The organism is Brevibacterium sp. Z349TD_9 (assembly GCF_056173565.1).
This window is the reverse complement of record NZ_CM149680.1, coordinates 2,065,637-2,088,692: the sequence shown is the minus strand read 5'-3', so window position 1 is coordinate 2,088,692 and position 23,056 is coordinate 2,065,637. Positions and strand designations below refer to the sequence as shown.

General features: G+C 68.2%; 20 protein-coding genes. 12 read left to right on the top strand and 8 right to left on the bottom strand.

All coding sequences use genetic code 11. The features are described from left to right. Positions 1-1,458: an amidase gene (locus AC0VYB_RS09815; protein WP_009375743.1), complete on the top strand. Its 1,458-nt coding sequence runs from the start codon at positions 1-3 to the stop codon at positions 1,456-1,458. A gap of 131 nt (positions 1,459-1,589) precedes the next feature. After that, entirely contained in the window at positions 1,590-2,105 is a 516-nt protein-coding gene (locus AC0VYB_RS09810; RefSeq protein WP_040341019.1) for a ferritin, read from the top strand. A 59-nt stretch (positions 2,106-2,164) separates the two neighbouring features. Here the strand turns inward: AC0VYB_RS09810 and AC0VYB_RS09805 are convergent, their stop codons facing one another. Continuing rightward, positions 2,165-3,100 carry an AEC family transporter gene (locus tag AC0VYB_RS09805; protein ID WP_193338342.1) on the bottom strand — a complete coding sequence of 312 codons (936 nt, stop codon included), beginning with the start codon at positions 3,098-3,100 and terminating at the stop codon, positions 2,165-2,167. A gap of 87 nt (positions 3,101-3,187) precedes the next feature. Here AC0VYB_RS09805 and AC0VYB_RS09800 point away from each other — a divergent pair, with 87 nt between their 5' ends. Beyond that, complete coding sequence (locus tag AC0VYB_RS09800) at positions 3,188-3,652, top strand: Hsp20/alpha crystallin family protein (RefSeq protein WP_009375738.1); 465 nt, start codon at positions 3,188-3,190, stop codon at positions 3,650-3,652. A 55-nt stretch (positions 3,653-3,707) separates the two neighbouring features. On the opposite strand, the gene AC0VYB_RS09795 is transcribed toward AC0VYB_RS09800, so the two are convergent. After that, positions 3,708-4,433: a class I SAM-dependent methyltransferase gene (locus tag AC0VYB_RS09795; RefSeq protein WP_009375736.1), complete on the bottom strand. Its 726-nt coding sequence runs from the start codon at positions 4,431-4,433 to the stop codon at positions 3,708-3,710. 149 nt (positions 4,434-4,582) lie between these two features. Between AC0VYB_RS09795 and AC0VYB_RS09790 the strand changes: the two genes are divergently transcribed. Further along, positions 4,583-5,842, top strand: a complete 1,260-nt coding sequence (locus AC0VYB_RS09790; RefSeq protein ID WP_009375734.1) for an aspartate aminotransferase type Ic — start codon at positions 4,583-4,585, stop codon at positions 5,840-5,842. An 81-nt stretch (positions 5,843-5,923) separates the two neighbouring features. On the opposite strand, the gene AC0VYB_RS09785 is transcribed toward AC0VYB_RS09790, so the two are convergent. Genes AC0VYB_RS09785 through AC0VYB_RS09775 form a run of 3 tightly spaced genes read right to left on the bottom strand, consistent with a single transcriptional unit; the run spans position 5,924 to position 10,711 of the window. Further along, a complete protein-coding gene (locus AC0VYB_RS09785; RefSeq protein WP_009375733.1) occupies positions 5,924-6,778 on the bottom strand; it encodes a 3-hydroxybutyryl-CoA dehydrogenase in 855 nt (284 codons plus the stop codon). A 38-nt stretch (positions 6,779-6,816) separates the two neighbouring features. Further along, the gene (locus AC0VYB_RS09780; protein WP_009375732.1) at positions 6,817-7,317 is read right to left on the bottom strand and encodes a peptide deformylase; all 501 of its coding nucleotides are present in this window, start codon (positions 7,315-7,317) and stop codon (positions 6,817-6,819) included. Next, complete coding sequence (locus AC0VYB_RS09775; protein ID WP_131247625.1) at positions 7,310-10,711, bottom strand: pyruvate carboxylase; 3,402 nt, start codon at positions 10,709-10,711, stop codon at positions 7,310-7,312. The genes AC0VYB_RS09780 and AC0VYB_RS09775 overlap by 8 nt, the downstream gene beginning before the upstream one ends. 176 nt (positions 10,712-10,887) lie before the next feature. Between AC0VYB_RS09775 and AC0VYB_RS09770 the strand changes: the two genes are divergently transcribed. After that, entirely contained in the window at positions 10,888-11,706 is an 819-nt protein-coding gene (locus tag AC0VYB_RS09770; protein WP_009375729.1) for a ParA family protein, read from the top strand. Between the two features lie 120 nt (positions 11,707-11,826). Here the strand turns inward: AC0VYB_RS09770 and AC0VYB_RS09765 are convergent, their stop codons facing one another. Together AC0VYB_RS09765 and AC0VYB_RS09760 are read right to left on the bottom strand one after the other, a co-directional pair. Next, positions 11,827-12,408 carry a MerR family transcriptional regulator gene (locus tag AC0VYB_RS09765; RefSeq protein ID WP_101623769.1) on the bottom strand — a complete coding sequence of 194 codons (582 nt, stop codon included), beginning with the start codon at positions 12,406-12,408 and terminating at the stop codon, positions 11,827-11,829. Positions 12,409-12,618: 210 nt separating this feature from the next. Then, on the bottom strand, positions 12,619-13,362 hold the full coding sequence (locus tag AC0VYB_RS09760) for a lysophospholipid acyltransferase family protein (RefSeq protein WP_101623770.1): 744 nt from the start codon (positions 13,360-13,362) through the stop codon (positions 12,619-12,621). A 116-nt stretch (positions 13,363-13,478) separates the two neighbouring features. Here AC0VYB_RS09760 and AC0VYB_RS09755 point away from each other — a divergent pair, with 116 nt between their 5' ends. From AC0VYB_RS09755 to AC0VYB_RS09745, 3 genes are read left to right on the top strand one after another with little or no spacing between them, the layout of a single operon-like run. Next, positions 13,479-14,321 carry an alpha/beta hydrolase gene (locus AC0VYB_RS09755; RefSeq protein ID WP_144587614.1) on the top strand — a complete coding sequence of 281 codons (843 nt, stop codon included), beginning with the start codon at positions 13,479-13,481 and terminating at the stop codon, positions 14,319-14,321. Next, positions 14,314-14,751 (top strand): hypothetical protein, encoded by a 438-nt coding sequence (locus AC0VYB_RS09750; RefSeq protein WP_232252583.1) that lies wholly within the window; start codon positions 14,314-14,316, stop codon positions 14,749-14,751. Before AC0VYB_RS09755 ends, AC0VYB_RS09750 begins: the two co-directional genes overlap by 8 nt. A 34-nt stretch (positions 14,752-14,785) precedes the next feature. Beyond that, positions 14,786-16,540 carry a DEDD exonuclease domain-containing protein gene (locus tag AC0VYB_RS09745; RefSeq protein WP_475384673.1) on the top strand — a complete coding sequence of 585 codons (1,755 nt, stop codon included), beginning with the start codon at positions 14,786-14,788 and terminating at the stop codon, positions 16,538-16,540. On the opposite strand, the gene trpD is transcribed toward AC0VYB_RS09745, so the two are convergent. Next, positions 16,508-17,629: an anthranilate phosphoribosyltransferase gene (gene trpD / locus AC0VYB_RS09740; protein ID WP_009375719.1), complete on the bottom strand. Its 1,122-nt coding sequence runs from the start codon at positions 17,627-17,629 to the stop codon at positions 16,508-16,510. The two genes, AC0VYB_RS09745 and trpD, sit on opposite strands and share 33 nt — an antisense overlap. 218 nt (positions 17,630-17,847) lie before the next feature. Here trpD and ctaE point away from each other — a divergent pair, with 218 nt between their 5' ends. From ctaE to qcrB, 4 genes are read left to right on the top strand one after another with little or no spacing between them, the layout of a single operon-like run. Then, positions 17,848-18,486, top strand: a complete 639-nt coding sequence (gene ctaE, locus AC0VYB_RS09735) for an aa3-type cytochrome oxidase subunit III (protein ID WP_430600154.1) — start codon at positions 17,848-17,850, stop codon at positions 18,484-18,486. Positions 18,487-18,539: 53 nt separating this feature from the next. Next, the gene (qcrC, locus tag AC0VYB_RS09730; RefSeq protein WP_040341016.1) at positions 18,540-19,328 is read left to right on the top strand and encodes a cytochrome bc1 complex diheme cytochrome c subunit; all 789 of its coding nucleotides are present in this window, start codon (positions 18,540-18,542) and stop codon (positions 19,326-19,328) included. A 49-nt stretch (positions 19,329-19,377) separates the two neighbouring features. After that, positions 19,378-20,421 (top strand): cytochrome bc1 complex Rieske iron-sulfur subunit, encoded by a 1,044-nt coding sequence (gene qcrA, locus AC0VYB_RS09725; protein ID WP_009375716.1) that lies wholly within the window; start codon positions 19,378-19,380, stop codon positions 20,419-20,421. Then, a complete protein-coding gene (qcrB, locus tag AC0VYB_RS09720) occupies positions 20,418-22,043 on the top strand; it encodes a cytochrome bc1 complex cytochrome b subunit (protein WP_009375715.1) in 1,626 nt (541 codons plus the stop codon). Before qcrA ends, qcrB begins: the two co-directional genes overlap by 4 nt. Positions 22,044-23,056: the final 1,013 nt, after the last annotated feature.

The following is a 23,056-nucleotide window of genomic DNA, read 5'->3' as shown; positions in this document are numbered from 1 at the left end:
ATGGACGACCTGAGGTGGCTGAGCACCCGTGAGCTCGCGGCGAGGATCGCTGCGAAGGAGATTTCAGCCAGGGAGGCCCTGACCGTTCAGCTGCGCCGCATCGACGAGGTCAACCCGGCGATCAACGCCGTCGTCACCCGCGACGACGACCGCGCCATGGCCGAGGCCACTGCCGCCGACGAAGCGCTCGCAGCCGGAGAGGAGGTCGGCGTCCTCCACGGGGTGCCGATGACCCATAAGGACACCCACGACACGGCGGGCATGCGCACGACGTGGGGTTCGCCGATCATGGCCGATCGGGTACCCGAGGCCGACTCGCTCATCATCGCCCGCCTCCGCCGGGCCGGGGTGATCACCTCGGGGAAGACGAACGTGCCCGAGTTCGCCGCAGGCTCCCACACCTTCAACCCCGTCTTCGGCACCACACGCAACCCCTACGACCTCACGAAATCGGCCTCGGGCTCCTCGGGTGGGGTCGGGGCCGCCCTGGCCGCGGGCATCCAGGCCTCCGGGGATGGATCCGACATGGGCGGATCCCTGCGCTCGCCCGGCTCCTTCAACAACGTCGTCGGCTTCCGCCCCTCGAACGGACGGATCCCCCACACCCGTCCGGGCAATCCCTTCGCGTGGCTGGCCCAGAGCGGGTTCATGGCCCGCACCGTCTCCGACGTCGCCCTCCTCATGAGCGTCGCCTCCGGACCCGAACCGGGTGCACCGGCCTCCCTGCCCGACCCCGGGTCCGTCTTCGACCTCCCCGAGTTCCGCCTCGGCGCCGAGGCGGACCCGCAGCTCACCGGGGTGCGGATCGGCTTCAGCCCCGACCTCGGAGGCCTCCTCCCCCTCGATCCTGAGGTGCGGGAGATCGTCTCCGGCACCGCTGCGGTCCTCTCAGGACTCGGCGCCCGGGTAGCGGACACGATCCCCGACCTCAGCGACGCCGACGAGGTCTTCACCGTCCGCCGCGCCCTCGACTTCGTCGGCTTCTGGGGCTCCCTCCTCGAGACGGAGCGGGACCGGATGAAGGACTCCGTCGTGTGGAACATCGAGCAGGGTCTGCGCCTCACCGGCGCCGAGGTCGCCTCGGCCGAGACCGCGCGCGCCCGGCTCAGCGCCGAGGTCGAGGGGTTCTTCGCCGATCACGACGTCCTCGTCCTCACGACCTGCCAGGTCCTGCCCTTCGACACGGGCCTCGAGTACCCCACGGAGATCGACGGCGTGGCGATGGAGTCCTATCTCGACTGGATGCGGGCGCTGTGTCTGATCTCCGCGACCGGCTGCCCGGCGATCTCGGTTCCCGCCGGCTTCTCCGACTCGGGCCTGCCCGTCGGGGTCCAGTTCGTCGCCCAGCCCGGCGACGACGTCCGCCTCCTGTCCATCGCCCACGCGTTCGAGCAGGCCACCCGAGTGAGCGCCCGCCACCCTGAGATCCCCGCCGCAGGCCCGCAGGACCTGTCCTGACCTCGAAGGTTCGGCTTGCCTCAGCACTGTTTGCCGAGCCTTTCCACACTGGAACGGTTCCAGAAATGGTGTCACGATAGTCTGGACGCGGGCGGCAGACCGCCGCCGGCCACAGCCTTTAGGAGATGCACATGCACATGAGCCCCGCAATGCAGAAGGTCCTCGGCGAGCAGGTCACGCTCGAGCTCGAGGCCTCGATGGTCTACCTGCAGATGTCGATCCAGCTCGACGATCAGGACCTGCCGGGCATGACCCGGTGGATGCGCGCACAGTCGGAGGAGGAGCAGGTCCACGCGGCGAAGTTCATCCAGCACTGCGTCGATCGCGGCTTCGCCCCGCAGATCGGCGACATCGCCGCCCCGAAGGTCTCGGGTTCGCGTCCGCTCGACTTCTTCAAGGCCGCTCTCGCGCACGAGGAGAAGGTCTCCGAGTCGATCCGCAACATCTACCGGACCGCGCAGTCCGAAGGCGACCTCGACGTCCTGCCGCTGCTCAACTGGTTCATCGACGAGCAGGTCGAGGAGGAGGCGAGCATCAGCGAGATCATCGGCCGCCTCGAGATCGTCGGCGACAGCGGCTCGGGTCTGCTCTCGATCGACAACGCCCTCGGCTCGCGTCACCCCGACATCACCGCCGAGAGCGAGTGAGCACCGCCTCCTTCCACTGAGACGACGGCCGGTCCCCTTCCCGGGGGCCGGCCGTCTTCTCATGCCCCGAGGACGACCTGGGCGAGGAGGAGGACCGGGGGCAGGGTGAGGAGCATGAGGACCGTCTGCACGGCGATGAGCGCGGCCATGAGCTCGGAGTTGCCGCCGAGCTGACGGGACATGACATAGCCGGAGCTCGCGGTCGCGATCGCCTGGAAGATCAGCCCCACCGCCGCGGCGACCGGGGGCGCATCGGTGACGACGAGGGCGGCGAGGCTGAGGCCCGGAAGGACGACGAGCTTGGCCACGGTCGAGGTGATGAGCGCTCCTGCGTGGTCGCGCAGCGAGAATCGGCGCAGCCCCGCGCCGACGCACAGCAGCCCGATCGGCAGGGCCGCTGCGGCGAGCGGGTCGAGGACCGCAGAGGCAAGGTCGGGCACCGGCACCCCGACGAGGTTCCACACTCCCCCGGCTGCGCACCCGAGGACGAGGGGGTTCGTCGCGACGACGCGCAGCATCCCGAGAGCCGTCCGCGGGCCGGTCCGCAGCAGAGCGAACCCGAGGCTCGAGACGATGTTGACCGTGGGCACGAGGATGGCAGCGACGATCGCGGCCAGGGCCGCCCCCTCGGACCCGAAGAGGCTCGCAGAAATCGACAGGCCGACGTACGTGTTGAACCGGATCCCGCCCTGGAGGACCGAGGTGAAGGACGGGAGATCCTGCGCGACCACGGACCTGAGTACGACGAGGGCGAGGGAGACGAGGACGGTGGGGATGACGAGCGCCGCCGTCAGCGGCAGGAGCGGGACGTGGGAGACGTCCACCTCGGCGACGGAGGCGAAGAGGAGGACGGGGAGGAGGCAGTAGTACGCGAGCCTCTCGGCCCCGGACCAGAACTCGGCGGCGCCGAACATCGGCACGGCACGCAGCGCCCGGCCGCCGGCGATGAGGACGACGACCGGGACGAGCGCGAGTAGGATCGGAGACAGGCTCATATTCGTTGAGAGTTCCATGAGCACGCGACGATTTCAAAGTTGAGTGTGATTGACTCAATGTAAAGGACCCCTGCAGAAAGGATGCCCATGGCCACCCGATTCGATCCCATCCGCGACCTCGACCGCTTCTTCACCGAGGTGACCCGGAACCCGAACGCGACGACCCTGCCGATGGACCTCTACCGTGACGGTGAGGTCTTCATCGCCGCGATCGACATGCCCGGCGTCGAACCGTCGAGCATCGACGTCGACGTCGAGGACCGGACGCTGACCGTGCGCGCTCAGCGCACCTCGCCGGTGGGCGACAAGGACGTCAAGTGGCTGACCCGGGAGAGGACGACGGGCACGTACGCCCGTCAGCTCACGCTCGGCAACCGTGTCGCCCTCGACCGCATCCGCGCCGACTACGAGGACGGAGTGCTCACGCTGACGATCCCCGTCGCCGAGGAGGCGCGGCCGCGCAAGATCAGCGTCCAGCACCAGGCGCCGAAGCAGACCGAGGTCGTCGAGTCCACCGAGGTCATCGAGACCGACGACGAGCAGCGGCTCTGAGGGGTCTCAATCCCTCACCCGTCCGGCGGGGTCGCACGAGGTGCGGCCCCGCCGGTCAGGACCGCACCGGTTCAAGCACGTAGGCCAGGCACATGTACGGCAGGTCGACGGCACCGTCGATCGGGTGCTCCTCGGTGAGGTAGCCGCGCAGATTGGACTCGACCCGCGCCCGGGTCGCCGCATCCGACCGCAGCCAATAGGAGCGGGTGCGGGCGAGGTCGACGATCCCGTCGATGTCGAGCGGGGTGGCGAAGTCGATGACCGCACGGTCGACGAGGGAGAAGCCGTCGGGTGCGGGGACGTAGGCGGGGCGGTAGACGTCGCCGGCATGCATGATCCGGCTCAGCCGCAGCACCCAGTCGACGCGGACGTCGAGCTGGTTGATGAGGATGAGCAGCCTGCCTCCGGGGCGGAGGATCCGGCCGATCTCGATCGCCGCGGCCGCCTCGTCGAACCAGTGCCAGGCCTGGGCGACGGTGACGACGTCACACGAGGCTGTCGGCAGACCCGTGTCCTCGGCGGTGCCTGTGCGGCCGGACGCGGGATTGCGGAGCAGGGCCGCCTCGTCGGGGTCGACGGCGACGACGGCAGCCCCGCGGTCGAGAAGCTGCCGGCTGAGGATCCCCGTCCCCGCGCCGAGGTCGCACACGTCGAGGCCCGTCCATTCCCGTCCGAGGAGGGAGAGGGCGTCCGCGGGATAGTCGGGTCGCACCGCGTCGTAGCGGTGCGCCTCGGCACCGAAACGGGTGCCGTGAGCGGCGCGGGCGCGGGGCCTGACCATCGCTCTCTCCTCTCCCCCGGTTCCGGCGCCGTCTCCGGGCTGGGCGCCGAGTCTCGGCATCCAACTCTAGCGGTCCCCGTCGCACCGTGTGATTAGGATGGGAGGACCGGCGAGAACCAGCGCCGACACCTCGGCGAGAAGGAGCATCGATGACCTCTACCCCCGACCTCGAGTCCGCACTCGAGGCAGCCTCGCGCGCCTACGAGGAGTTCGCCTCCCGCGGGCTCAGCCTCGACATCACCCGCGGCAAGCCCGGAAGCGAGCAGCTCGACCTCGCAGACGGCCTCCTCACCGCGGTCAGCGGCGACGACGTGCGCACACCGGGCGGGGTCGATGCGCGCAACTACGGGGGGATCGAGGGCATCGTCGAACTCCGGGAGCTCTTCTCTCCGCTGCTCAAGGTCCCCACCGAGCAGCTGCTCGCCGGCGGCAACGCCTCGCTCACCCTCATGGGCCAGGCGCTCACCTTCGCCCTCCTCCACGGCACCGCCGTCTCCGGCGACCCATGGGGTGCGGGACCGCACAGGCTCATCTGCCCGGTCCCCGGCTACGACCGTCACTTCACGCTCGCCGAATCCCTCGGCTTCGAGCTCCTCTCCATCCCGATGGACGATGAGGGGCCCATCGTCGCCGAAGCTCAGCGCCTCGCCGAGGACGAGACCGTCAAAGGGATGTGGCTCGTGCCGATGTACTCCAACCCGACCGGCATCACGATCACCCCGGAGCGTGCCGCGCAGCTGGCGGCGATGCCGGCGGCCGCCCCCGACTTCACCCTGCTCTGGGACAACGCCTACGGTCTCCACCACCTCCGGGAGGACCATCCCGAGAACCTCGACATCCTCTCCCTCTGCGCCGAGGCGGGGCACCCGGAGCGCCCCTGGATCTTCGCGTCGACATCGAAGATCACGCACGCCGGATCCGGGGTGTCGTTCTTCGGGGCCGGGCCGGAGACGATGAGGTGGTTCATCGCCAACCTCGGGAAGATCGCGATCGGTCCGGACAAGGTCAACCAGCTGCGCCACCTCCGCTTCTTCGGCGACGCCGAGGGAGTCGTCGACCACATGCGCAAGCACGCCGAGATCATCGCCCCGAAGTTCGACGCCGTCCTCGACGCCCTCGAGACCGGTCTCGGCGGCACGGAGCTGGCGACATGGACGAAGCCCGACGGCGGGTACTTCATCACCCTGACCACACTCGAGGGCACGGCGGAGCGCATCGTCAAGCTCGCCGCCGAGGCCGGGGTCAAGCTCACCCCCGCCGGTGCGACCCACCCGTACGGGATCGACCCCGGCGGGAACGTCATCCGCATCGCCCCGACGATGCCGAGCCTGGGCGATGTCGAACTCGCCGCCGAGGGACTCGTCGCCTGCGTCAAGCTCGCCAGCTACGAGAAGCTCCTCGCCGGCTGAGCCGCGGTCCGACCACGCGAAGGGGCACCCGGTCCGACCGGGTGCCCCTTCGCGTATTCCTCAGACCTCAGGGGTCCCGGATCAGTATTCGTAGAATCCGCGTCCCGACTTCACCCCGAGCAGTCCCGCATCGACCATCCGGGAGAGGAGGACGGGCGGCTTGGCCGCCGGATCACCGGTCTCGGAGAAGATGCTCTCGGCGGCGAAGAGGCACGTGTCGAGGCCGACGAGGTCGGCCAAGGCGATCGGGCCCATCGGGTGGGCGCAGCCCTTGACCATGCCCGCGTCGATGTCCTCCTTCGTCGCGTAGCCGGACTCGAGCATCCTGATCGCCGAACACAGGTACGGAATGAGGAGGGCGTTGACGATGAACCCGGGTCGGTCCGAGGCCTGGACCGGGGCCTTGCCGAGGACCTCGGAGACGAACGCGGTCGCTGTCTCCCTCACCTCCTCGGCGGTGAGCACGGAGGAGACGATCTCGACGAGGGGCTGGACCGGTGCGGGGTTGAAGAAGTGGATCCCGAGGACCCGTTCGGGTCGGGACGTCGCCTGGGCGAAGCGGATGATCGGCATCGACGAGGTGTTCGAGGCGAGGATCGCGTGCTCATCGGTGACGACGGCATCGAGACCGGCGAAGATCGAGCGCTTGACCTCCTCGTTCTCACTCGCCGCTTCGATGACGAGCTGGCGGTCGGCGAGGTCGGCGATGTCCGTGGTGAAGCGCAGCCGGGCCAGTGCCGCCTCCGAGTCGCCGGCGGTGAGCTTTCCGCGCTCGACGGCCTTGGCCAGGGACTTCTCGATCCGGGCGCGTCCGGCGTCGACGGCCGCGGTGTCGACCTCGGAGACGATGACGTCGCAGCCGGACTTCGCGAGCACCTCGGCGATGCCGGCTCCCATCAGTCCGCTGCCGACGACAGCGGTGCGTGCGATGACCATAGGTGTCTTCCCTTCGTTGTCTGTGTCCGTCGGTGCGGTCATGAGGCGAGGAACCACGAGGCGGAGCGGATCGCCTTCATCGCCTCACGCCGCCTCTCCCCCGGCAGTGTCTGGATGTAGACCTGGCCGTCGAGGTGGGCGACCTCGTGCTGGATCATCTGCGCGAACACCTCGGTGCCGGAGATCTCGACCGGGTTGTTCTGCGCATCGACGCCGCGGGCGCGGGCGAACTCCCACCTCGGTGTCGGGAAGAAGAGCCCGGGCACGGACAGGCAGCCCTCCTCGATGTCGCGCAGCTCACCTCCGACCTCGACGATCTCCGGGTTGATGATGTATCCGGTGCGGCCGTCGACATCGTAGCCGAAGGCGCGCAGCCCGACTCCGATCTGCGGTGCCGCGACCGCCGCCCTGCCCTCGGGCAGCGAGGAGTCGACGAGGTCGGCGGCCAGTGCTGCCACGGAGTCGTCGAAGACCGTGACGGGAGCGCAGACGGTGCGCAGCACCGGATCGCCCCACAGGCGGATCTCGCGCTCAGCCACCGATGACCGCCACGAGATCGCCGCCTTCGAGCTGGGAGACCGAGTCGATGGCGACCCGGGAGATCGAGCCCGAGGAGGGCGCGGTGATCGAGGCCTCCATCTTCATCGCCTCGATCGTCGCGATGACGTCACCGGTCTCGACGGTGTCGCCGACGTCGACCTGGAGGGTGACGACCCCGGCGAAGGGGCTCGCCACATGACCGGACTGGGTCGGGTCGGCCTTCTCTGCGGTCTTGACGTCGGTCTCGACGGAGCGGTCGCGGACCTCGAGGGGACGCAGCTGTCCGTTGAGGGTGAACATCACCGAGCGCATGCCGCGCTCGTCGGTCTCCCCGATCGCGCGCAGGCCGATGAGGAGGTTCTTGCCCTTGGAGAGCTCGACCGTGTGCTCATCGCCGGAGGTGAGACCGTAGAGGTACTCAGAGGTCTCGACGACGGACAGGTCACCGTAGCTCGCGCGCATCCGGTCGAACTCCTTCGTCGGTCCGGGGAAGAGCAGCTCGTTGAGCTTGGCCTGACGCTCCGGTCCCGGGGTCTCGAGAGCCGCCGCATCCGCCTCGGCGAGGTCCTCGACGACGGGCTTGTGAGTGCGGCCCTTGAGCGCCTTCGAACGGAACGGCTCCGGCCATCCGCCGGGAGGATCACCGAGGTCGCCGGAGAGGAAGCCGATGACGGAGTCGGGGATGTCGAACTTCTCCGGGTGCGCGGCGAACTCCTCGGGGTCGACGCCGGCACCGACGAGGTGGAGGGCAAGGTCGCCGACGACCTTCGACGACGGGGTGACCTTGACGAGGTGGCCGAGGATGTCGTCGGCGGCCTCGTACATCCGCTCGATCTCCTCGAAGCGCTCCCCCAGGCCGAGGGCCACGGCCTGCTGGCGGAGATTGGAGAGCTGCCCGCCGGGGATCTCATGGCGGTAGACGCGACCCGTCGGCCCGGGCAGGCCGGACTCGAAGGGCGCGTAGACCTTGCGCACGGACTCCCAGTACGGTTCGAGGTCCTGGACCGCGGCCAGGCTGATGCCGGTGTCGCGCTCGGTGTGCTCGAACGCGGCGACGAGGGCGGAGAGGCTCGGCTGGCTCGTTGTCCCCGCCATGGCCGCCGAGGCCGCGTCAACGGCGTCGGCTCCGGCATCCGCGGCGGCGAAGAGGGTCGCGAGCTGACCGCCGGCGGTGTCGTGGGTGTGGACGTGGACGGGCAGGTCGAAGTTCTCCCGCAGGGCGGTCACGAGCTTCGCAGCCGCGGCGGGGCGGAGCAGTCCGGCCATGTCCTTGACGGCGAGCACATGAGCACCGGCGCCGACGATCTCCTCGGCCAGCCGGAGGTAGTAGTCGAGGGTGTAGAGCTCCTCCCGCGGATCGAGGATGTCCGAGGTGTAGCACAGGGCCACCTCGGCGATCGTCGTGTCGGTGGCCCGGACGGCTTCGATGGCCGGACGCATCTGCTCGATGTCATTGAGGGCGTCGAAGATGCGGAAGACGTCGATGCCGGTCCGCGCCGCCTCGTCGACGAAGGCATCGGTGACCTTCGTCGGGTACGGGGTGTAGCCGACCGTGTTGCGTCCGCGCAGGAGCATCTGCAGGGCGATGTTCGGGATCGCCTCCCGCAGCTGGGCCAGGCGCTCCCAGGGATCCTCGCCGAGGAAGCGCAGCGCGACATCGTAGGTCGCCCCGCCCCACGCCTCGATGCTCAGCAGCTCGGGCGTCATCCGGGCGACGTGCCCGGCCACGGCGAGGAGATCCCGGGTGCGCACGCGGGTGGCGAGCAGCGACTGGTGGGCGTCGCGGAAGGTCGTGTCGGTCACGGCCAGCGGCGTCTGCTGCCGCAGGGCACGGGCGAAGCCCTCGGGGCCGAGCTCGAGGAGACGATCACGGCTGCCGGCCGGCGGGGCCTGGGCGAGGTCGACCTCCGGCAGCTTCTCCGCGGGACGGAGATGGACCTTCGCTTCGCCGTGCGGGCGGTTGACGGTGACGTCGGCGAGGTAGTCGAGGACCTTCGAGCCGCGGTCGGCGCTCACCCGGGCGTCGAGAAGCTGCGGACGCTCCTCGATGAAGGATGTCGCGATGTCGCCCTGGATGAAGGCATCGTCCTCGAGGACGGCCTGGAGGAAGCCGATGTTCGATGACACGCCGCGGATGCGGAACTCAGCGAGCGCGCGCCGGGCGCGGGACACGGCCTGGGCGAAGGTGCGTCCGCGGCACGTGAGCTTGACGAGCATCGAATCGAAGTGCGCACTCACCGAGGCTCCGGCATGGACGGTGCCGCCGTCGAGGCGAACGCCCGCGCCGCCGGCAGAGCGGTAGGCGGTGATCGTGCCCGTGTCGGGCCGGAACGAGTTCGCGGGATCCTCGGTGGTGATGCGGCACTGCAGGGCCGCGCCCTTGATCCGCAGGTCCTCCTGGCGCAGGCCGAGATCCTCGAGGCTCTCCCCCGCAGCAATGCGCATCTGCGAGGCGACGAGGTCGACATCGGTGATCTCCTCGGTCACCGTGTGCTCGACCTGGATGCGCGGGTTCATCTCGATGAAGACGTGCTTGCCCGCCCGAGGTCCCTCGGTCTCGAGGAGGAATTCGACGGTGCCGGCGTTCTGGTAGCCCAGCGCCCGGGCGAACTTGAGGGCATCGGAGTGGAGGGCGGCGGCGATCTCGGGATCGAGGTTGGGTGCCGGGGCGATCTCGATGACCTTCTGGTGGCGCCGCTGGAGGGAGCAGTCGCGTTCGAAGAGGTGAATGGCGTTCGAGTCGTTGTCCGCGAGCACCTGCACCTCGATGTGGCGGGGGCGCTGGACGGCCTGCTCGATGAAGACCGTGGGATCGCCGAAGGCGCCTTCGGCTTCGCGCATCGCGGCCTTGAGCGCGTCCTCGAGCTGGGAGGCCTCCGAGACCCGGCGCATGCCGCGTCCGCCGCCGCCGGCGACGGCCTTGACGAAGAGCGGGTACTCCATCGACTCCGCGTCGGCGAGCAGCTGGGCGACGTCGGCGGAGGGACGAGTCGAGTCGAGCACGGGGATGCCGGCGCTGCGGGCCGCCGAGAGCGCCTGCACCTTGTTGCCGGCGAGTTCGAGGACATCGGCCTTGGGACCGATGAACGTGATGCCGTTCTCAGCGCACGCGCGGGCGAGGTCGGGGTTCTCGGAGAGGAAGCCGTATCCGGGGTAGACGGCGTCGGCGCCGGACTCCTTGGCCACGCGGATGATCTCCTCGACGCTGAGGTAGGCGCGCACGGGGTGGCCCTCCTCGCCGATCATGTAGGCCTCGTCGGCCTTCATCCGATGCTCGGAGTTGCGGTCTTCGTAGGGGAACACAGCGACGGTGGAGGCACCGAGCTCGTAGGCCGCGCGGAACGCGCGCACCGCGATCTCTCCGCGATTGGCCACAAGGACTTTAGAGAACATCTGTGTTTCTCGCTTCTGTATCGATCGCCGCAGGGCGATGCGTCGACGGGCTGTCGAGAGACCACTCTACTCAGTGACCTGTGCCACTGAATGCAGGGGGTCCTGGTTTCGCACGGCGCCCGGTCCTCGGCGTGGTCGGGCCTGCCGCGCAGGACCGGATACGTTACCGTAGGAGGGTGCTTGTCCTCAGTATCAGCAGTCTCAAAGGCGGCGTCGGCAAGACGTCGGTGACCCTCGGTCTCGCTTCGGCGGCCTACAACCGCGGCATCCCGACGCTCGTCGTCGACATGGATCCGCAGGCCGATTCGTCGACGGGCCTCGATGTGCCGACCTCGACGAAGGTCGACATCGCCGATGTCCTCGCGGCCCCGAAGTCGCAGAAGATCCTCTCCGAGGCGATCATCCCCTCCGGCTGGGTCGGCGAGACGAAGGGCCACCTCGACGTCATCTCCGGCTCGCCCCGGGCCGCCGAGTTCGACCGTCCCTCACTGTCCGAACGCTACCTGCGTCGGCTCGAGGACGCGCTCAGTCGGATCGCCAAGGGCTACCGGCTCATCCTCATCGACTGCCCGCCGAGCCTCAACGGGCTCACCCGGACCGCGTGGACGGCGAGCAGCCGCGTCGCCGTCGTCACCGAGCCCAGCCTCTTCTCCGTCGCCGCCGCCGATCGCGCCCTGCGCGCCGCCGACGAGCTGCGGCAGCGGGGCACCTCGCAGATCCAGCCGCTCGGCCTCGTCGTCAACCGCGTCCGTGCAGGCTCGACCGAGCATGACTACCGGATCCAGGAGATGCGGGAGATGTTCGGTCCCCTCGTCCTCAATCCCCCGCTGGCCGAACGCGCAGTCATGCAGCAGGCCCAGGGATCCGCCCGACCCATCCACTCGTGGCCGGGCAAGCCCGCCGAGGAGGTCGCCTCCTCGTTCGATGCGCTGCTCGAGCGAGCCCTGCGCTCGGAGAACATCCGTGGGCGCAAGGCGGCGAAGCAGTCGTCGTGAGCTGGCGCTGCGCAAGCCGGACCTGAGACAACCGGATCTGAGACAACAGTGAGGGCCCCATCCGATCGGATAGGGCCCTCACTCTGTGGGACTGTTCGGACGATGAGGTCTGAGCCGACCTCAGCCGAGCTTCTGTGCGCGGCGCTGCGCGAGCTCGTCCATGGCGAAGAGAGTCGAGTCGTCTTCGGGGAGGCGTTCGCTCGGCAGTTCGGAGAGGCTGCCCTCGACCTCGTTCCACACGCGGCCGACGGCGATGCCGAAGACGCCCTGCCCGCCCTGGAGGAGGTCGACGACCTCGTCGGGGGACGTGCATTCGAAGACGCTGGCACCATCGGACATCAGGGTGATCTGGGAGAGGTCCTCGACGCCGCGGGAGCGGAGGTGGTCGACGGCGGTGCGGATCGACTGCAGCCCGACGCCGGTGTCGAGGAGGCGCTTGACGATCTTGAGGACGAGGATGTCGCGGAAGCTGTAGAGGCGCTGGCTGCCCGAGCCGGTGGCGTTGCGGATCGAGGGGGTGACGAGGTCGGTGCGCGCCCAGTAGTCGAGTCGACGGTAGGTGATGCCGACGACCTTGCACACGGTCGGACCGCGGTAGCCGGCCTCCTCATCGAGGACGGGCAGGTCGTCGTCGAACAGGAGCCCCTGTGCCGCGGACGGCAAGGGCGTCGACTCGACGCTTTCGTGACTTGAGCGGTTCACACCGACTCCTCCTTATAGTCCCTGGGGGAAGTGAGGTCGCGTGGTCGGGCAGAGAATGAAGCCATTCTACCGCTCTTCGCAGCGAACCTACAGTGGGATTCAACAACTCCAAACTATTGTGCCGGAGTCGGAGGGACAAACACCCCAAGGTAACGATTTGCGCGTGTCGCCGTTATGGGAGTATTCGAACATCGGGAGCCGCGCGTCGGCTCAGTTCGCCGGTTCGGGGGCAGGGCCCTCGTCGGCCTCCTCGGCGGGCTTCTTCGGCTTCGCGGAGGTGAGCAGCTTCGTCTTCACGGTCGAGGCGTAGGTGTCGACGTACTCCTGGCCGGACAGGCGCATGATCTCGTACATGATCTCGTCGGTGATCGACCGGAGGAGGAACCGGTCGACGGGCAGCCCCTCGTACTTGGAGAAGTCCATGGGCGAACCGAAGACGACGCCGACGCGTCGGAACTTCGGGATGAGGCGGCCGGCCGGCTGGATCTTGTCGGTGCCGATGATCGCCACCGGGATGACCGGGGCCCCGGATTCGAGGACGAGGCGGGCGATGCCGGTGCGGCCGCGGTAGAGCTTGCCGTCGGGTGACCGGGTGCCCTCCGGATAGATGCCGAGCGAATTGCCTTCGCGCAGGACCTTGAGTCCGGCCTCGAGCGAGGCCTGCGAGCCGGAGCCGCCGCCGCGGTCCATCGGGAGCTGATTGTTGAGCTTGAAGAACCAGCGCGTCACCGCTCCTTTGATGCCGCGACCGGTGAAGTAGTCCTTCTTCGCGAGGTAGACGACTGGGCGAGGCGCAAGCAGGGGGACGAAGATCGAGTCCATGAAGTGCATGTGGTTGCCGGCGATGATCGCCGGCCCGTCCTGCGGCAGGTTGTCCAGCCCCCGCACCCACGGACGGAAGAGGATCCGCAGGATGGGTCCGGCCAGGACCCGCTTGAGAAACCAGTAGAACACGTGCACCCTTCCATGTCACGACGCTTTGTCGTCCCCGGTCATCATATATCCAACTTCCGACGGCGAGGACCGCCGCCGACGATGCCCGAATCCTGTGTTCGTGGGATGCTGGGAGCATGGAGATCGACTTCGCACCGCTGCCTGCTCCGCGGGCCGCGTACTCGTTCGTGTCGCCTCGCGCCGACGTCGCCGTCCTCTTCCTCCACGGCATCACCGGCTCCCCGGCGGCGTGGCATCCGATCGCCCGCGCCCTGGCCGCCGACGACCTCAGCGTCAGCGTCCCCCTGCTGCCCGGCCACGGTGCGACGTGGCGGGATCTCGCCGCCACATCGCGGTCGGACTGGTTCGCCGCCGCCGAGGCGGAGCTGCGGTCACTGCAGGCCGACCATGAGCACGTCGTCGTCGCCGGGCTCTCGATGGGCGGGGCGCTCAGCCTCGCCCTCGGCACGCTTTCGAACCCGCCTGATGCGATCGTCGTCGTCAACCCGGCGCTCTACGTCGACTCTCCGCTCGCCCCGCTGCTGCCGGTCCTCTCCCGGATCGTGCCGACGGTCGCGGCGATCGGCAACGACATCGCCCACCCGGGACGCGACGAGTACGCCGGGGACCGGACTCCGGTCGCGGCGGTCGCCTCGCTCGCTTCGGCGCTCACCGGCCTGCGCACCGATCTCTGGGAGATCACCTCCCCCGTGACGGTCCTCGTCTCCGGTCAGGACAACGTCGTGGGTCCGCGCAGCCTCCGCGTGCTCCGCTCCCGGCTGCCCGCGGCTCCCGAGATCATCGCCCTGCGCCGATCCCGCCACGTGGCCACCCTCGACTTCGACGCCGAGGTCATCGCCGAGGCGGTCGAGACTGCCGCCCGCGGGACCACCGTGCGGACCACCTCGGCGGGAGGGGTTTCGGCCGCCACGGCGGGAGGGGAAGGGAATAGACCCGCGCCGGGGATTGCTGATGAATGACATGAACGGAGACGACGAGCGCGAGGACTGGCGCGACCACGTGCCCGAATCCGAACGGATCGGCGACTCGTCGCGCATCAGCGACAGCCACTGGGACGACCTCGTGGCCCGGATCTCCGAACCCGATGCTCCGATGAGCGAGATGCCGGTCGAGGAGATCCGGGAGAGGCTCGAGGAGACCGAACGCTGGGAGCCGGAGCCGGCTGCCCCGATCGGCTGGCGCACAGCGCCGCCGACGTTCATGCTCTCCGTCGCAGCGACCCTCGGCGCGGTCGTCCTCCTCATCGTCGGGGCGGTCCTCTTCCGTCCCCTGCCGACGTGGTTCCTCCTCGTCGGACTCGCCGTCGGCATCGGAGGCGCCGTCGGACTCTTCTTCCACCTGCCCACCCGCTCGCGCACCGAGGGCGGCGACAACGGGGCGTCGGTGTGAGTTCGCGTCAGCACCGGATGGCACACTTCTAGGCATGTCGTCACCGGCCACGCCCTTCGACCGCGCCCCGCACGGACTCGAGCGCACCCAGCTCTCGTTCGCCGACATCGGCACTCCCCTCTACGAGGTCACCTTCGTCGTCGTCGACCTCGAGACGACCGGCACCCATTCGGGCACCTCGGAGATCACGGAGATCGGCGCGGTCAAGCTGCGCGGCGGCGAGGTCATCGGGGAGTTCCAGTCGCTGGTCAAACCCGAGCATTCGGTCATCTCCCCGTTCGTCTCCCGGCTCACCGGCATCACCCACGCGATGGTCGACGACGCGCCCTCGATCCGCTCCGTGCTGCCGAGCTTCCTCGAATTCGCCGTCGGAGCGGTCCTCGTCGCCCACAACGCCCCGTTCGACATCGGCTTCCTCCGTTCGGCGTGCGAACGCCTCGACTACCACTGGCCGCAGCCGCAGGTCCTCGACACCGTCACCCTCTCCCGGCGGGTGCTCGGCCGGGACGAGGTCCGCAACCACAAGCTCGGGACCCTGGCCGCGCACTTCGGCACGGTGGTCGAACCCGACCACCGTGCGCTCTCCGATGCGCGGGCGACCGGCGAGGTCCTCCACCGTCTCCTCGAGCGCTTCGGCGGGTACGGGATCACGACGCTCGAGGAGCTCGCCACGGTCCGCCAGTCAGGGTGGGCGAAGCGGCAGGCGAAATCCCATCTCGCCAAGGGCGTGCCCGCCGAGCCCGGGGTGTACATGTTCCTCGACGGCACCCGCAGAGTGCTCTACATCGGCAAGTCGGGCAATATGGCCCGGCGCGTGCGCGGGTACTTCAACGCCTCGGAGAACCGCGGCCGGATGGCCGAGATGGTCACCGCCGCCCAGGAGGTCTCGTGCCTGCCGTGCGCCCACGTCCTCGAGGCCGAGGTCCGGGAGGTCAGGCTCATCGGCGAACTCGCGCCCCCGTACAACCGGAGGTCGAAGAAACCGGAGCGCAACGCGTGGGTCGTCCTCAGCGACGAGACCTTCCCTCGGCTCTCCGTCGCCCGGGCCGTCTCCGCCCTCGAACGCTCGCCCGCTCCGCCGTTGGGCCCGTTCCGCTCCCGCAGGACCGCCCAGGCCGTCAAGGAGCTCCTCGAGACCCTCTATCCCGTCAAACGCTGCACCGCGAAGGTGACGGCTGTGACGGCGGCCGACCACCGTGCGTGTGTGAGCGCCCAGGTCGGCCAGTGCGGGGGTCCGTGCGCGGGGGTGAGCGACCCGGCGGAGTACGCCGAGCTCATCTCCGGTCTCCGTGCCGTCCTCGGCGGAGATCTCTCGACCCTGCGCGAGCACAGCGGAGCGCGGATGGCCCGGCTCGCCTCCGAGTCGCGGTACGAGACCGCCGCCGAGGTCCGTGACGGCATGCGGGCGGCCCTGTTCACCGCAGCGCGCGCCGAGACCGTGGCCGGGCTTGCTGCTGTCGCAGAGATCCAGGCATGGTCTCCGGCCCCTGAGGGCGGGATCGACCTCGTCGTCGTCCGCCACGGCAAACTCGCCGCAGCGGCACACCGGGCGAGCACAGCCGGACTCGCCGAGGCGTTCACGGCGTTGTCATCGACCGCGGAGTGGGTGCCGTCGCCGGGACCCTTCCCCTCCGGCGCCGATGCGCTGCCGGAGGAGACGCGGATGCTCGCGCACTGGCTCGAGACCGCGGTCGCGTGGCGCTCGAGCGGCGGGTGGGCGATGCCGGCCGCCGGTGCGAACCATCACGCGACCGCCTCAGGAGCCGTTCGCCTCGGCGATGCGGGTTGAGACCTCGACGAGCTGATCGAGCTTCGCGGCGCCGAGTCCGGCATCGACGGTCGCCTCGGCGATCGTCAGCTTCGCCGCGAGCCGTTCGGTGAACGAACCGGCGGCGACCTCGTCGGCGGCGACGAGGGCCGCTGCCGAGTTGATGAGGACGATGTCGCGCACCGCCGACGCCTCACCGGCGAGCACGGAGCGCATGATCGCGGCGTTCTCCTGCGGTCCGCCGCCGCGCAGCGCGTCCTTCGTCACTCTCTCGAACCCGAGGTCGAGGGCGTCGAACGTCGTGTGCTCGACCTCACCGTGCCTGACCTCCCACACGTCGTTGACGTCGGTGTTGCTCAGTTCGTCGAGACCGTCGCGGGAGCGGAAGACGACGGCCTGATGCCCGCGCTTGGCCAAGGTGCCGACGACGAGCGGCGCCATCTGCGCATCGGCGACGCCGATCGCCGTGTGTCGGGCGCGGGCCGGGTTGGTCAGCGGTCCGAGGATGTTGAAGGCCGTGGGCACGCTGATCTGCCTGCGCACCGCGGCGACGAACTGCATCGAGGGATGGAAGACGTTGGCGAAGCAGAAGGCCAGACCCACCTCGGCGCCGACCTGGCCGGTCTGCTCAGGGGTGATGTCGAAACGGACGCCGAGGGCCTCGAGGACGTCGGCGGACCCCGACGCCGAGGAGGTCGCGCGGTTGCCGTGCTTGACGACCCGCTGGCCGGTCGCGGCGATGATCATCGCCGCGGTCGAGGAGATGTTCGCCGTCTTCGCCCGGTCGCCGCCGGTGCCGACGATGTCGACGGAGTCCTCGAGGCCCGGCAGCGGTACGGCGTGGTCCATCATCGCCGAGACGAGTCCGGCGATCTCGGCGACGGTCTCGCCCTTCGTGTGATGGGCGGCGAGGAATGCGGCCATCGTCACATCGGGGACCTCGCCGGACATGATCTGGTCCATCGCCCACGAGGCCTCCGCCTCGTCGAGGTCCTGACCGTGCATGAGCTTCATGAGGAGATCGGGCCAGTCCGCGACGCCGGCTTCCCGTGTCGATCCGGTTCCGGAGACAGGTGTCTCCGGAGCTGTCGTACGCGGCTGTTCCGTCATCGCAGAGGGCTCTCCAAACAGGGGACATCCACCGCCTCCGGACAGGAGGCGGAGCTTACCTGCGGCATCCTATCGCGTTCTCGACACGCGGGGTGGACGTCACACCGGAACGAGATTGCGGCACCAATCCGCGGTTTTCGCTACACCGTGTAGAAATTTCTCCTCCGAAACCTGGGTAAAAGGTGAAAACTCACCCCGAGACGGGTAATAATGGTGGGGTGTCAACTGCCACTGCATCCCAGACAGCGCCAGCACATCCGGTAGTCAATCGCCCGAATGTGACCACGGTGGGCTTCATCGTGTTCCTCGCAAGCGACCTGATGTTCTTCGCCGCGCTCTTCGCCATGTACTTCACCATCCGATCCGTCGTGCCGGGTCTGTGGGAGACGCGCACCGAGATGCTGAACGTTCCGTTCGCACTCGGCAACACCATCATCCTGGTGTCGTCGTCCTTCACCTGCCAGATGGGCGTGTTCGCTGCCGAGAGGTTCCGCCCACGGCGGACCGGCTCGCTGTTCAACATCGCCAAATGGGGCATGGTCGAATGGTTCTATCTGACGTTCCTCCTCGGCGCGGTCTTCGTGTCGGGCCAGGTCATGGAGTATGCAGAGCTCGTTCGCGAGGGTGTGGCCATCAACACCGACGGGTACGGCTCCGTCTTCTACCTCACCACCGGCTTCCACGGTCTCCACGTGACCATCGGACTCATCTGCTTCCTGCTCGTCATCGGACGTGCGTACGGGGCGAAGAAGTTCGGGCACCATGAGGCGACCTTCGCGATCTGCGTGTCCTACTACTGGCACTTCGTCGACGTCGTCTGGATCGGCCTCTTCGGCGTCATCTACCTCCTCCAGTAGCCGGCACCGAGCATTCGGTCGGACACTCGAAACTCCAAGCAAAGGACCATCACGTGAAGCTATTAGCAGATCGCCGCAGGCACCCGATGGCACTCGTCGTGCTCCTCCTCGTGGGCCTGCTGCTGACCGGCGGAGCGTACGCACTCTTCACCCAGACCTCGAGCGCGAATGCCTCAACGACGGCCAGCGCCTCCGACATCGAAGAGGGCAAGAAGCTCTTCGCCGCGAACTGCGCGACATGCCACGGCCTCAATGCCGAGGGCACGAAGGCCGGACCCGGACTCATCGGCGTCGGTGCGGCAGCGGTCGACTTCCAGGTCGGCACGGGTCGTATGCCGCTGCAGGCGAACGGCCCGCAGGCCCGCGTCAAGGAACCGCAGTTCAACGACGAGCAGACCGCGCAGCTCGCGGCCTACGTCGCCTCGCTCGGACCGGGACCGGCGATCCCGGAGGAGCAGTACCTCGATCCTGCGAAGGGTGACCCCGCCGCCGGCGGCGGGCTCTTCCGCACGAACTGCGCGATGTGCCACAACGTCGTCGGCGCCGGCGGTGCGCTCACCCGCGGCAAGTACGCGCCGAACCTGTCCGAGGTCTCGCCCAAGCACCTCTACGAGGCGATGCAGACCGGACCTCAGAATATGCCCATCTTCAACGACGCGAACCTCACTCCCGAGGACAAGCGAGACATCATCTCGTACATCCGGGAAGTGTCGGAGAACCCCTCCCCCGGCGGATTCAAGCTCGGATCCCTGGGACCAGTGGCTGAGGGCCTCTTCATCTGGTTCTTCGGACTCGCCGCAGTCATCGGCATCACCGTATGGCTCTCCTCGAGGGCGAAGTGAGTCCGCAGTTGTCGTTCACCTACCATCACGAGATTAGACGGGGAAATTCATGACCTCGAAAGAGCACTCCGGCGGCGGCAGCCAGCTCGAGGAGCTGAACGGGTTCACCAACCCTGGCCTGCCTGAGCACAAGCCGCGACTGACCGACGCCGACCCGCGTGCCCAGAAGGTCGCCGAGCGCCAGGTGGCGCTGTGGTTCATCGCTTCGATGATCGGCACGATCTGGTTCATCGTCGCGTACTTCCTCTTCCCGCTGGGAGAGTCGATGGAGAGCATCCGCATCCACACCATGATGGTGGGACTCGGTGCGGCCGTGGCGATGTTCAGCCTCGGTGCCGGCGCGGTGCTCTGGGCGAAGAACCTCATGAGCGATCATGAGGGCATCGATGAGCGCCATGACATCAACGGCAGCGAAGAGGATCAGGCGATCGCGCTCGAGATCCTCCACCAGGCCAAGGAGGAGTCGGGCATCGCCCGTCGTCCGCTTCTGCGCAACACGCTCATCGCCGCTCTCGCGATCGCACCCCTGCCGGCGATCCTCGTCTTCCGCGACCTCGGTCCGCTTCCGGGCGATGCGCTGTTCAAGACCCTGTGGGGCGAGGGTGTGCGACTCATCCGCGACCCGGGCGGAATCCCCTCCCCTGATTCGGAGCGTCCGATCAAGGCTGAGGACGTCACGATCGGTTCGGCCTTCCATGTCCTTCCCTCCGGCATCGGCGATGACACGAACGAGGGTCATGCGCTCGACGAGAAGGCGAAGGCCGCTGTCCTCCTCATGCGCATCGATCCCAAGGAGCTCAAAGAGGATCCTGCTCGCGCCGACTGGTCGTACGACGGCATCGTCGCGTACTCGAAGATCTGCACGCACGTCGGCTGCCCCGTGGCGCTGTACGAGCACCAGACCCATCACCTGCTCTGCCCGTGCCACCAGTCGACGTTCGACGTGACCGAGCACTGCAAGGTCATCTTCGGCCCGGCGAAGCGCCCGCTGCCCCAGCTGCCCATCACCGTGGACAGCGAAGGCTACCTGGTCGCGCAGTCGGACTTCCCTGAGCCCGTCGGACCTACGTTCTGGGAGATCAACCACCCATGAGTACTTCACAGCCCACCACACCTGTCGGGAAGCTGGCGGACTTCACCGAATCCCGCGTCGGGGCCTCCAAGCTCGTTCGCGAGTTCGGACGCAAGATCTTCCCCTCGCACTGGTCCTTCATGCTCGGCGAGGTCGCCCTCTACAGCTTCGTCATCGTCGTGCTCTCGGGCACCTTCCTCACGTTCTTCTTCCACCCTGCGATGGGTGAGCTCCACTACGAAGGTCCGTGGGTTCCGCTGCGCGGAGTCGAGATCTCCGAGGCCTACAACTCCACGCTCGAGATCTCGTTCGAGATCCGCGGCGGACTCTTCATCCGGCAGATGCACCACTGGGGCGCTCTGCTCTTCGTGGCGGCGCTGAGCCTCCACATGCTGCGCGTGTTCTTCACCGGTGCGTTCCGGAAGCCCCGCGAACTCAACTGGGTCGTCGGCGTCTTCCTCGTCATCCTTGCCATGGCCGCCGGCTTCACCGGCTACTCGCTGCCCGACGACCTGCTCTCGGGCAACGGCCTGCGCATCATCGACGGCATCCTCAAGTCCCTGCCGCTGGTCGGAACGTACATCTCGTTCTTCGTCTTCGGCGGCGAGTTCCCAGGCATCGACATCGTGTCGCGTCTCTACACGCTCCACATCATGATCGTCCCCGCCCTGCTCATCGCGCTCATCGGCATCCACCTGATGTTCGTCGTCGTCCACAAGCACACGCAGTGGCCGGGCGCCGGCCACACCGAGAAGAACGTCGTCGGCGAGCCCGTTCTCCCGACCTTCGCAGCGAAGGGCGGAGGGTTCTTCTTCCTCATCTTCGGTGTCATCTCCGTGATCTCGGCACTGTTCACGATCAACCCGATCTGGAACTACGGGCCCTACGATCCCTCCCCCGTCTCCGCCGGCACCCAGCCGGACTGGTACATCGGCTGGGCGGACGGCTTCCTCCGCATCGTTCCGGGCTGGTTCGAGTTCTACATCGCCGGCTGGCCGATCTCGTTCAACATCAACAGCTCGGTCATCGTCCTCGGCGGTGTGTTCGCGGCGATGTTCGTCTACCCGTTCTTCGAGGCCTGGCTGCTCAAGGACAACCGCGAGCACCACATCCTCGACCGTCCGCGCAACAACCCCACACGCACCGCCATCGGTGTGGCAGGCATCATCTTCTACTGCAACCTGTGGGCGGCGGCGTCGGGTGACATCATCGCCGTGTTCTTCCAGATGTCGCTCAACGACATGATCTACATCTTCCGTGCACTCTTCTTCCTCGGACCGATCATCGGCTACATCGTCACGAAGCGCATGTGTCTCGCACTCCAGCGCAAGGACCGTGAGGTCGCGCTGCACGGACGTGAGACGGCGAACATCATCCGCCTGCCCCACGGCGAGTTCCTCGAGCGCCATGAGGCGCTCCCGCCGAACAAGCTGTGGAAGCTCACCGCGTTCGAATCGCCGCACTACATTCCGCCGCAGCCGAACGCTGAGGGCAAGGTGACCGCGCTCGAGAAGTTCCGCGCCCGCCTGTCGAAGTTCTTCTTCGAAGACCGGGTCGCGCCGGTGACGAAGACCGAGCTCGAAGCCTCGCATCACGACCACGAGGCCGTCGAAGGCTCGGATCCGAAGTCGCTCAGCCACTGATCGCGCCGGCGGTCGGCTGATCGTCGACCGGCACCGAGAGGGCCCAGCACGCTATGTGCTGGGCCCTTGTCGTGTCTGTGGCGCGCCGTGCGGTGGCTGCTTTTCGTATCCGCAGGGGTGTGCCCCGGTCGGGCGCGAGCCTGTCCCCCGTTACTGTGCGTCGACGGCCGGAGAGTGTCGCCTCGAGCATGCCGATCCGGTCGCCAAGTGTGCGCTGGGCGTGGCCTGCTCGCCTCGTCTTGATGTCGAGCGCGGCCTGCACTCGTGCTCGAAACGCCTCTCCGAGCACGCCGCACCCTCAGCGCTACGTCCTACGTCTGCACGGGGATGATTTGCCGCTACATGGGCGTCGTGCGGTGCTTCGCCGGGGGTTGACCGCTTGAGGGGCGTTGTGGCACTCCAAGTGCGTTGCGGCGCTACGGGTGCGCCGTTGACAGTCGTCGCGGTACATGGGCGTTAGGACGCTGCAGGTGCCTTCCAGCGCTCGGTGTGCGGGATTGTGCCGGGCAGACACGAGCACCTCTGGGCCGGCGCCGCTGCGCTCCCCCGGCTCGGCTGTGCGCCTCTACGCGTCTGTGAAAGACAGACTGTGACAGCAGGTCCGTTGCGTGCCCCCACTATCGAGTCGCCGAGCGCTCCGGCGTGCAACCCGCACCCTCCGCGCTATGTCCTACCGTTGCACGGGGATGATTTGCCGCTACGTGAGCGTCGTGCGGTGCTACGACGAGGGTTCACCGCTTCAGTGGCGTTACAGCGCTACGGGTGGGTTTTAGCGATACGTGTGCGGGATGGAGCCCGGCGCAGTCACGAGCACCTCTGCCTTGACGCCGCTGCGTGGGCGTTGTGCGGTGCTTCCGCGCGGTTATGCCGCTCCGGGTGCGTTGCGGCGTTGCCGTGTCGTGACGCGGCGGCGCGGGATCGGCGTTGAGGCGCCGCAACGCGGCCACCCGTCCGACACCGGCGCAAGTGTGAATGCGGGAGGGCCCGGACTCCTGAAGAGTCCGGGCCCTCGC